The 9752-nt window shown below is 61.5% G+C and carries 8 protein-coding genes; 2 read left to right on the forward strand and 6 right to left on the reverse strand.

The features are described from left to right. The first annotated feature begins 20 nt into the window (after positions 1–20). Entirely contained in the window at positions 21–1421 is a 1401-nt protein-coding gene (locus C501_RS0102185) for a tripartite tricarboxylate transporter permease (RefSeq protein WP_406566343.1), read from the forward strand. Between the two features lie 210 nt (positions 1422–1631). Here the strand turns inward: C501_RS0102185 and C501_RS0102195 are convergent, their stop codons facing one another. The 3 genes from C501_RS0102195 to C501_RS0102205 form a co-directional block, all read right to left on the reverse strand. After that, complete coding sequence (locus C501_RS0102195; RefSeq protein WP_018133995.1) at positions 1632–2726, reverse strand: globin domain-containing protein; 1095 nt, start codon at positions 2724–2726, stop codon at positions 1632–1634. 107 nt (positions 2727–2833) lie between these two features. After that, entirely contained in the window at positions 2834–3268 is a 435-nt protein-coding gene (locus C501_RS0102200; protein ID WP_018133996.1) for an RrF2 family transcriptional regulator, read from the reverse strand. A gap of 24 nt (positions 3269–3292) precedes the next feature. Further along, positions 3293–4723, reverse strand: a complete 1431-nt coding sequence (locus tag C501_RS0102205; protein WP_018133997.1) for a phosphomannomutase/phosphoglucomutase — start codon at positions 4721–4723, stop codon at positions 3293–3295. 77 nt (positions 4724–4800) lie between these two features. Here C501_RS0102205 and C501_RS0102210 point away from each other — a divergent pair, with 77 nt between their 5' ends. Beyond that, positions 4801–6993, forward strand: coding sequence for a RecQ family ATP-dependent DNA helicase (locus C501_RS0102210; RefSeq protein WP_018133998.1), 2193 nt, complete (start codon positions 4801–4803; stop codon positions 6991–6993). A gap of 8 nt (positions 6994–7001) precedes the next feature. On the opposite strand, the gene C501_RS0102215 is transcribed toward C501_RS0102210, so the two are convergent. From C501_RS0102215 to C501_RS0102225, 3 genes are all read right to left on the reverse strand, one after another. Further along, entirely contained in the window at positions 7002–7217 is a 216-nt protein-coding gene (locus tag C501_RS0102215) for a hypothetical protein (protein WP_018133999.1), read from the reverse strand. Between the two features lie 120 nt (positions 7218–7337). After that, positions 7338–8435: an LLM class flavin-dependent oxidoreductase gene (locus C501_RS0102220; protein ID WP_018134000.1), complete on the reverse strand. Its 1098-nt coding sequence runs from the start codon at positions 8433–8435 to the stop codon at positions 7338–7340. A gap of 1080 nt (positions 8436–9515) precedes the next feature. Then, positions 9516–9752 (reverse strand): integrase core domain-containing protein (locus C501_RS0102225; RefSeq protein ID WP_018134001.1); only part of this gene is annotated, 237 nt, incomplete at its 5' end.

Consider the following 9752-nt stretch of genomic DNA (forward strand, 5'->3'; position numbering starts at 1 on the left):
TGGGCACCGCCGTGGGCGTGATGCCCGGCCTCGGCTCTTCGATGGTTGTGGCACTGCTCCTGCCGATGACCTTCGCGCTGGACCCAGCGGCTGCTTTCATCATGTTCTCTGGTGTTTACTTCGGCGGCCTGTTCGGGGATTCCACGATGGCGATCCTGATGAATACGCCCGGCCAGGCCTCCGCTATCGCCTCCACTTTCGAGGGGCACAAGATGGCCAAGGCCGGGCAGGCTTCCCAGGCTCTCGCCACCGCTGCTATCGGGGCTTTTCTGGGTGGAATCATCTCCGCTTCCGTGGTGGTTTTCCTCGCCCCTGCGCTGGCCGCGTTCTCCGCCAACTTCGGCCCGGCGGAGTTCTTCGCGCTCGCCGTTTTCGCTTTCGCGGCGACTTCTTCAGTGGTGGCCGAATCCGCGCTCAAAGGCCTGACATCCCTGATCATCGGCCTGGGCATCGCGGTGGCCGGAATTGACGGGATCACGGGGATGGAACGGTTCACCCTCGGCGTGCCGCAGCTTTTCGACGGGGTCTCTCTGGTGACGGTCACCGTGGCGATCCTGGCCCTGGGCGAAGTGATCCATGTAGCCTCACGCAACAGCCGGGGCTCGGGGCCGCAGCAGATCAGCGCGATCGGCAGAGCCTTTCTCACCAGGGCGCAGATGAAAGAGGCCGCACCAGCGTGGTTCCGGGGTACCGCGATCGGCTTGCCCTTCGGGGTGATCCCGGTGGGCGGGGCGGACGTCCCGACGTATATCGCCTACGATGTGGAACGCCGATTGGATCGACGGCGTAAGAACCCCATGTTCGGCAAAGGTGCCATCAGGGGTTTGGCGGCGCCCGAAGCCGCGGGCAATGCTACGACAGGAACCGCGATGGGCGCGCTCCTGGCCCTGGGTCTGCCGGTTTCGGCTACCGCTGCGATCATGCTGGTGGCATTCCGGCAGTACGGCCTGCAACCGGGCCCGCTGCTCTTCGAACGCGCACCGGATCTGGTCTGGGTGCTGCTGGCCAGTTTCTTCGTGGCGATGGTGGTTCTGCTCATCATCAATCTGCCCTTCGCACAGCTGTGGGCGAAGCTGATTCTGATCCCCAAACCTTATCTCTACGCGGGAATCACGCTTTTCTGCGGTTTGGGCGTCTACGCGAATTCGGGATCGTCTTTCGAGCTGTTCCTCTTGTTGGGCTTCGCTCTGATCGGCTTCATGCTGCGCCGCTACGGCTATCCGCTGGCTCCGCTGATGATCGGGATGGTTCTGGGGCCGCTGGCGGAGAGCTCGGTGCGGGAGGCCCTGATCAGCTCGGCGGGGGACGCCGGCGTGCTCATCGAGCGGCCGGTGACCTGGATCGTCTACGGGCTGCTGCTCATCGTGCTGCTGATCAAGCTGCGGACGACGGTGACGGCGCGCACCCGGCGGGACGTCTGAGCCGTAGCCGCGTTCGCCGCGTTAATTGATGCCGTTAGTGACTTTTGATGCCCGACGATGTGCCTCAAAAGTCACCAACGGCATCAAATATCACTGGGTAAGGCTGGAGAGCCAGAGGTCCGGGCCGAAGACTTCGTAGTGGATATTCGCCCCGGGGATGCCATGCTCCAAGGCTTGTTGGCGGAGCTGTCGCATAAACGGCAAGGGGCCTCATAGGTACACCGTGCTCTGCGGATCCAGAATCATAACGGAAAGATCCATCCGCCCTTTGTGCACGATGGTGTCACTGTTAGATGGCGCTTCGTCTGTTTCTGTCCACAAGTGCAGCTCTGCGTGGCGCAGTGACTGAACATCGTCTTTCATCTGCTGCTGCAGCGCCCAGCTGTCCTGTTCCCGTTCGGCGTGCAGCACTTGAATCGGGCGCACAGAATCGTTCAGTACCAGGGTGTGGAGCATAGCGGCTATCGGGGTGCAGCCGATTCCAGCGGAGATGAGCACTAACGGACCCTCGGAGGTCGGGAGGCTGATATCCCCGTAGGGTGCGGAAAACTCCAGGAGGTCCCCGGGGTGAATCCGGTGATGCAGCTGTTGTGAGACTTCGCCGCGCTCATCGTATGTGACCGTGAACACTCGGCGATCGGTGGATTCGGCATCGGTGGATAGCGAGTACTGCCGTGCTTGCCGGATTCCGTCCGGCATCGTCATCCGCACACTTACGTACTGCCCGGCACGGCCCGGCACCGCAGGGGTAGTATCCGCCGGAACCATCTGGAATTGCTGCGCTTTACTACCGGCCGGAAGCTTTTCCACCACTCTCCAGAGAGCCCAGGTGCCCGATTCTGCTTGCTGTTGTTCGTAGAGTTCATGCTCCCGGGCAATCAGCTGTTCTGCCATCAGCCAATAGACTTCGGTCCAGGCGTCGGCGATCTCCGGATTCAGCAGCTCGCCGAGATTCTCGGCTATGGCCGCGAAAAGATATTTGTAAACCACCGGGTACTGATCCGGCCTTACCCCCAGTGAAGCGTGTTTATGGGCGATGCGCTCGAGCAGCGGGGCTACCGCGTTTCCGGGCGCTGGAGTGCTCCCGGGTTCTTCCAGCAGGGTCCGGGCGTAGCCGAGGATTGATCCGGCAAGTGCTTGCCGTTGCTCGCCCGATTTCTGATTGCCGCGGTTGAACATGCCGTCGAGAAGTTCCGGATGTGCGGTGAAAAGTTTCTGATAGAAGAGGCCGGCGATATCGGTCAGCCGATCCTTGAGGACGGGAAGCGTGGCTTCGATGATCGGACGGGATCGAGTCGAGAGCATGATTCTCCTACAGGTTCGAGCGGTTTATTCGTATTGAAAATACCAATTTAAGGGAAGGATTTCTACCGGCTGTAGAATTCGTTTTCGAGCGGCCCGTTCCGACTCGGTTATGACTCGATGCCGGGCAGGAGGATCTGACTTACCTGAGCCGGGTGCGAAAGATCCGTGATCCGCACGGAATCCAGCTCCCGGTAGAAGCTTTCCCGAGCACGGGTTAAGGCATCACGCAGCCGGCAGTGCGAAAAGAGCGGGCACTGCCCACCATCAGTGACGCAGGCCGCAGGATACTCATCGGTGTTCAGGGCTCGGAGGATCCCGCCTACGGTGGACTCCCGGCCAACTGGGCTCAGCCGCACTCCGCCCCCGCGCCCTCGAGTGGTCTCCACCAGCCCCAGGCCGGATAGTCGCTGCACCGCTTTGCTCATATGGTGGTAGGGAATCCCAGCTGCCTCAGCGATCTGCTGCGTTCTCAGCGAATGCTCGGTGGCAGAGAGCAGCATCATCGCCCTGAGACTGGCATCGGCGAAAAGATTGATCCGCATCCGCTCACTCCTGAATGCTGCTCGTTACCTCTCGGATCGGACGAGCGCCAGCACTTCATCGCGCACCGCGGCGAGGGTCTGCGCGTCCTTGGCCTCGCCATTGAACCGCAGGTAGGGCTCGGTGTTGGAGGGCCGTAGATTGAACCACCAGTCACCGGAATCCGCGCTGAAGGTCACTCCGTCGAGTTCATCGATGGAGACGCCGTCCCGCTGGTAGGCCTCGCGCACCCGGGCGACGGCGGCATCCTTCTGCGCCACCGTGGAGTTGATCTCCCCGGAGGCTACATAGGGCTCGTACTCGGCGCCCAGCTCGGAAAGCGGCAGATCCTGCTCACCGAGCGCGGCCAGCACATGCATGGCTGCGAGCATCCCGGTGTCTGCATTGTAGAAATCCCGGAAGTAGTAGTGCGCGGAATGCTCTCCGCCGAACACCGCGCCTTCCTTCGCCATGACCGCTTTGATGAAGGAGTGCCCGACCCGGGTGCGCACCGGGTGGCCGCCGTCGGTGAGAACCAGTTCCGGAACAGCGCGGGAAGTGATTAGGTTGTGAATGATCACCGGCTTCTCTTCGCCCTCGGCCTGTGCCCTGGCGATCTCCCGCCGGGCTACCAGGGCCGTGATCGCGGAAGGGGAGACCGGCTGACCCTTTTCGTCGATCACGAAGCAGCGATCGGCATCGCCATCGAAGGCTAAGCCGATATCGGCGCCGTGCTCCAGGACCGCTGCCTGCAGATCCCGTAGGTTCTCCGGCTCGAGCGGATTGGCCTCATGGTTCGGGAAGGTGCCGTCGAGTTCGAAATAGAGCGGAACGATATCCAGCGGCAGCTTGGGCAGGAGTTGATCGCCCAGTACCGCGGGGGTGGTCAGCCCGGCCATGCCGTTACCGGCGTCCACGACGACTTTGAGTGGGCGGGTAGCAGAGAGATCGACGAGCGAGCGCAAATAGGCGGCGTAGTCCCGGAGTACATCCTTGACGCCGATCTGACCCGGCTCGCTGGCCGCAGGGATGCCCTCTGCCAGGTACTTCTCAGCCAGTTCGCGGATCTCCACCAGCCCGCTCTCCGAGGACAGTGGCACAGCGCCGGGGCGGGTCATCTTGATTCCGTTGTACTCGGCAGGGTTGTGGCTCGCGGTGAACATGGCACCAGCAGCATTGAAATGCCCGGAGGCGAAGTAGAGCTCATCCGTGGAGATCAGGTCGAGCAGCTTCACCTGGGCCCCGCGCCGAGTAGCGCCTTCAGCAAAAGCCTTGCAGAAATCGGGGGATGACGGGCGCATATCTCCACCGACCAGGACGGTCTGCCCCGTCAATTCCAGGGTGTCGACGAATGCGGCCCCAATCGCCTCAACCATGGGGGCGGTAATGCTCTCACCAACGATCCCGCGCACGTCATAGGCTTTGAAGGATCCGGACAGGTCGATGCCGCTCTGCGTGCTGTTCTCCAGGTTCGTCACGCCATCGAGTTTACTAGAAGCCCTCCTAGAACCGCTCAGCGTGCTCAGCTGTCAGCCCGGCCTGGAATACTGCTTTTATGAGCGGCATGCCGAGCGGGCCAGCGCAAGACGATATACGCACCCGAGCCGAGGGGCTGCTGCGGGTTCTGACGGATCGTCCGGAGGTCGACTTTCACCCCGGGCAGTTCGAGGCCATCGAAGCCCTGGTCTCCGGGCGTCGCAGGGCGCTCGTAGTGCAGCGGACCGGTTGGGGCAAATCCGCGGTGTACTTCATCGCATCCCTTCTGCTGCGCCGCGCCGACGATGCGGCCGGCCCCACCGTCATCATCTCGCCACTGCTAGCGCTGATGCGGGATCAGGTAGCAGCAGCGGCCCGCGCCGGAGTCCGGGCGGCGGCGATGAATTCGGCGAATCTCACCGAATGGGATCAGATCCGCCAGCAGCTCGAGGAGAATTCGCTGGATGTGCTGCTGATCTCCCCGGAGCGGCTCAATAATCCGCGCTTCCGGGAAGAGCAGCTGCCTGAGCTGATGCGGCGCACCGGCCTCCTGGTGATCGATGAAGCGCACTGCATCTCTGATTGGGGGCATGATTTCCGCCCGGATTACCGGCGCATCGCGGAACTCGTCGCTGCTCTTCCCACCGGTGTCCCGGTACTCGCGACGACTGCCACCGCCAATCAGCGGGTGGTCGCCGATATCGAGGAGCAGCTGGGTGCAGGGAGCCCGGAGGTCGGGGTGCGCACGATCCGGGGGCCGTTGGCCCGGGCTTCGCTCCGGCTGGGGGTGCTGGCACTGGCGGATCCGGCCGAGCGCCTGGCCTGGCTCGTCGATCATCTGGGTGAGCTGCCGGGCAGCGGCATCATCTACACCCTGACCGTCGCTGCTGCTGAGGACACCGCTCGCCTGCTGAGCGCTCAGGGTTATCCGGTACGCGCATACACTGGGCGCACCGATACCGCTGAGCGGGAGGAGGCCGAACAGCTCCTGAAGCAGAATCAGGTGAAGGCACTCGTCGCCACGAGCGCGCTCGGCATGGGTTTCGACAAACCGGACCTGGGTTTCGTGGTGCATCTGGGTGCGCCCTCCTCGCCTGTGGCCTATTACCAGCAGGTAGGCCGTGCGGGCCGCAGCACGGAGAGTGCGGAGGTGCTGCTGCTGCCAGGTGCGGAAGATCGGCAGATCTGGGAGTACTTCGCTACCGCATCGATGCCCTCTGCGGAACGGGCTGAGGCGATCCTCGCGGCGCTGGCACCGGAGCCCGGGCAGTCGCCTCCGGTGCTGTCCGAAGCGGCTTTGGAAACCCGTGCGGATATCCGCCGCACGCCTTTGCAGCTCTTGCTCAAGGTCCTCGCCGTGGACGGTGCCGTGGTCAGGGTGCCGGGTGGCTGGCAGTCGACCGGCCGGGGGTGGGCCTACGATGCGCCGCGCTACCAGCGCATCGCCCAGGCCCGGCGCACGGAGCAGGAGGCGATGCTGGAGTATCAGCGGATTTCGCAGTGCCGAATGGAGTTCCTGGCCAGCGCTCTCGACGACCCGGAAGCTGCGCGGTGCGGGCGCTGTGACAACTGCGCCGGGGTCTGGTTCCCTGTCGGCATCAGCGACCGCGCCCGCCGGGCCGCCGGTGGGGCGCTGCATGAAGTCGGAGTGCCCATCGAGCCGCGAGCGATGTGGCCCAGTGGGATGGACACCCTGCGAATCCCGGTCAAAGGCAGGATCCCGGAGCAGGAGCGCTTCACTGAGGGCCGGGCACTGGCTAGGTTCACCGATTTGGGCTGGGGCGGGCCTTTACGGGAGCTCTTTGCCGATGGGCCTGAGGGCGCCATCGATGCAGAGATCCCGCAGAATCTTCTGGACGCCTGTGTGCGGATGCTCGCGGACTGGGCCTCCGGTGGGCCCGGGGAGGCTTGGTCCGGCGCGGGACGCCCAGTAGCTGTGCTCAGCATGCCCTCTCGTTCTCGGCCGCGGCTGGTTCGTTCCCTGGCTGAAGGAGTCGCCGGTATCGGCAAACTGCCCTATCTGGGCGAACTCGAGGTCCAGGACGGCGGCCCGCAGGGGAGCCGAGGCGGTAACAGCGCCTACCGGTTAGCCGGAGTATGGCAGAAATTCGGACTGAGTGAGGCTCAGCGAGCCGCGCTTCCGGAGGCGGCTGCGGTGCTGCTCGTCGATGACCTGGTGGATAGTCGATGGAGTCTTACTGTTGCGGCGCAGCAACTGCGGCAGGCAGGAGCTGGCCTAGTGCTGCCGCTGGTGCTGGCGCAGGCGGCATAGTGGAGATCTTATTGATGATGCTGATCTAATGGTTGACCCTCAGCGGCCAACCGCTCCACCCGGGCACGACGCTCTGCTACGAGTTGACCACGGGGGCCGCCGGAAACTCCGGCATCGGGCGGGCCGAAGATCCCCAGCATGGTGTACTGCAATCGCCAGAAGAAACGGTAGCCCCAGCCCAGACCTCGAGTGCGTTTCAGGAGGTTGCGCACATCGGAGTTCATACATCCATCTTCTCCGAGATTCGCGGTATTCTCTACTTTTCTTCGACTTCGGCGCGAATACCTGGAGGAGAAACACGGTGGGCGGCGCTTGCAAGCGCCGCCCACCGTGTTGTTTAGGTTCTATTCAGATTTTTCATCGAGTTCTCCAGCTAAGATTTCGCGCACGCGCGGCACTACCTCGGTGCCGTAGAGCTTGATGTTCCGCATCAGCTGGTCATGGCCCAGGGTTCCGGCAGAGTACTTGAGGTCGAAGCGGTTGACCCCCAGCAGTTTGATGGTCCGGGCGATCTTGCGGGCCACGGTCTCCGGCGAGCCGACGTAGAGCGAACCGCCCTGGATCTCCCGCTCGTATTCGATAGTGCTGATAGGCCCCCAGCCTCTTTCGGCACCGATCCGATCCCGCATCTTCTGGTGGTGTGGCCACATGACCTCCTTGGCTTCCTCGTCTGTCGGTGCGACGAAACCTGGGCTGTGCAGGGCCAGCGGCATGCTCGGTGCGACTCCGGATTCGGCTTGTGCCCGGCGGTAGAGATCGACATAAGGCACAAAGCGCTCCGGGGCGCCGCCGATAACGGCGAGCATCATCGGAATCTGATACTGCACGGAACGCAGCACCGACTCCGGGCTTCCGCCGACGCCCAGCCAAGCCTTCAAACGGCCGCTTTCGGTCTTCGGGAAGACCTCCATGTTCTGCAGCGGCGCACGGGTCTCACCGCTCCAGTTCACCGGGCCCTCATCGAGCAGCCGATGGAAGAGCTCAAACTTCTCCGTGAAGAGCTTGTCGTAGTCTTCCAACCGATAGCCGAAGAGCGGGAAGGATTCGACGAAGGAGCCTCGGCCCAGGACGACTTCCGCCCGGCCGGAGGAGAGCGCATCCAGGGTGGCGAAACGCTCGAAGACCCGGACCGGATCGTCCGAACTCAGTACTGTGACCGCGCTGCCCAGTTGAATCTGCTCGGTGGTGCTGGCTAGGGCGGCGAGTACTGTCTCCGGGGCGGCGATGGAGAAGTCATCCCGGTGGTGCTCCCCGACGCCGAAGAAATCCAAGCCCACTTCATCGGCCAGCTGTCCTTGGGTGACGACATCCCGGATCACCTGTGCTTGCGAGACCCGCTGCCCTTGGGCGTCTTCGGTGATGTCGCCGAAGGTGTCCAAGCCGAATTCGATTTCTCTGACATTGTCGACAACGGTTTCGTTGTCAGGCGGGGTGGTGTGCATGGAGATTCCAGTTATGTATGCGTATGCATCTAAGTTATGGAAGACAACGCATCGTTCAGGTCTGATATTCCTGAACACCAGGCAGCTAGATTCCTTACATGCATCTCACTGCTTGAATCATTACGGAGCACTTTTCACCAAGAGTATTGGTGGCGCTCTTCTTCCTGCTTCTTCCTGATCGCAAGTGTCACAGTAGCTGGTTGGCAGAGGTTCTGTACTGGGCCGGTCACAGCGGTACTCACTGCCTGCGGCTGCTCCTTCTGATCCTACCCGTGGCTGCTGTTCAGATACAGGATCACACTCTAGCTCAGGTCTTTGTGGGAGCTTCCGTGGGAGTCTTGGCGGGCTGCATATATGCCGTTCTAATCTGAATTAGCTCAAAATTAGGAGCTGCAGGTCATAGTTATTAATTATTGCCAGCGTGACCATCCGAAAATTCTGGCGGTAAGCATGAATACTGCAGGTAATGAAGTCAGAGAGGTGATGATGCCGGCAATCGAACTGAGTGTAGAGCCGAGATCATTTCCCATTGATATTAGTTCAGAAATATGCGGGAGGGCAGTCAGGAAAATTCCTGACAGAAGTAGCAGCAGTGCAGCGTTTTTGCTGGCGTGATTAGCAGGCCGCTGTGTTTGCCTCCTCATAACGGTTTCGAAAACATCGCGCTTCCGATCGGCACGTTTGGAATTTTTTCTTGGGGCAGAAAGCAACATGGTGGCTACTTCGCTTAGCTAAATTTTCATCTTTGGTCTAGCGATCAGTGTCCCTCCTTCTATCCAGAGCAGATTTTTCTTCTCAATAACTGGCTCAATTTGATCCAGCCAGTTGACCCGCTTCATCTGAGCGCTCCAATGCTCCCCTGGTTTGGACTTATACCTTTCAGTTAGATGGCGTTCTAAGGTAGCCACTTGCAGCTTGATCTGCTTGCCGCTTTTGAGGACTTTTCGCCGTGTATTTTGCTTGAGCAATAACGTTGCCGGTGTGAAGGATTTTCCACTCAGTTGGAGCCCGTCGATCCCAACGAACTTGGAATATCCAGGGTCTGCCCCGGGTTTGGTTGACAGTTGGGGTTTGGGGTGATCAGGCCGCTTTCGCGTCCGTGTAGATCGTCTCAAACTCTACGGGAGTGAGTTTGCCGAGGCCGCGTTGCCGGCGTCTTCGGTTGTACTTCGTTTCGATCCAGGAAACGATCGCGAGGCGGAGGTCAGCGCGAGTGTTCCAGCATCTCGTGTTGAGCACGTTCTTCTGAAGCAGGCTGAAGAAACTCTCCATGCTCGCGTTATCGCCAGCTCCGTAGGACCGGCCCATGGAGCCGAT

Origin of the sequence: Acaricomes phytoseiuli DSM 14247 (assembly GCF_000376245.1) — a bacterium.
Taxonomy (GTDB): Bacteria; Actinomycetota; Actinomycetes; order Actinomycetales; family Micrococcaceae; genus Renibacterium; species Renibacterium phytoseiuli.

Excerpts from the sequence above, each read along its gene's own strand:
- C501_RS0102215 (WP_018133999.1), bottom strand. The coding sequence starts at position 7,217 with ATGAACTCCGATGTGCGCAACCTCCTGAAACGCACTCGAGGTCTGGGC.
- C501_RS0102185 (WP_406566343.1), top strand. The coding sequence starts at position 21 with ATGCCCGGCCTCGGCTCTTCGATGGTTGTGGCACTGCTCCTGCCGATG.
- C501_RS0102200 (WP_018133996.1), bottom strand. The coding sequence starts at position 3,268 with ATGCGGATCAATCTTTTCGCCGATGCCAGTCTCAGGGCGATGATGCTG.
- C501_RS0102220 (WP_018134000.1), bottom strand. The coding sequence starts at position 8,435 with ATGCACACCACCCCGCCTGACAACGAAACCGTTGTCGACAATGTCAGA.
- C501_RS0102195 (WP_018133995.1), bottom strand. The coding sequence starts at position 2,726 with ATGCTCTCGACTCGATCCCGTCCGATCATCGAAGCCACGCTTCCCGTC.
- C501_RS0102210 (WP_018133998.1), top strand. The coding sequence starts at position 4,801 with ATGAGCGGCATGCCGAGCGGGCCAGCGCAAGACGATATACGCACCCGA.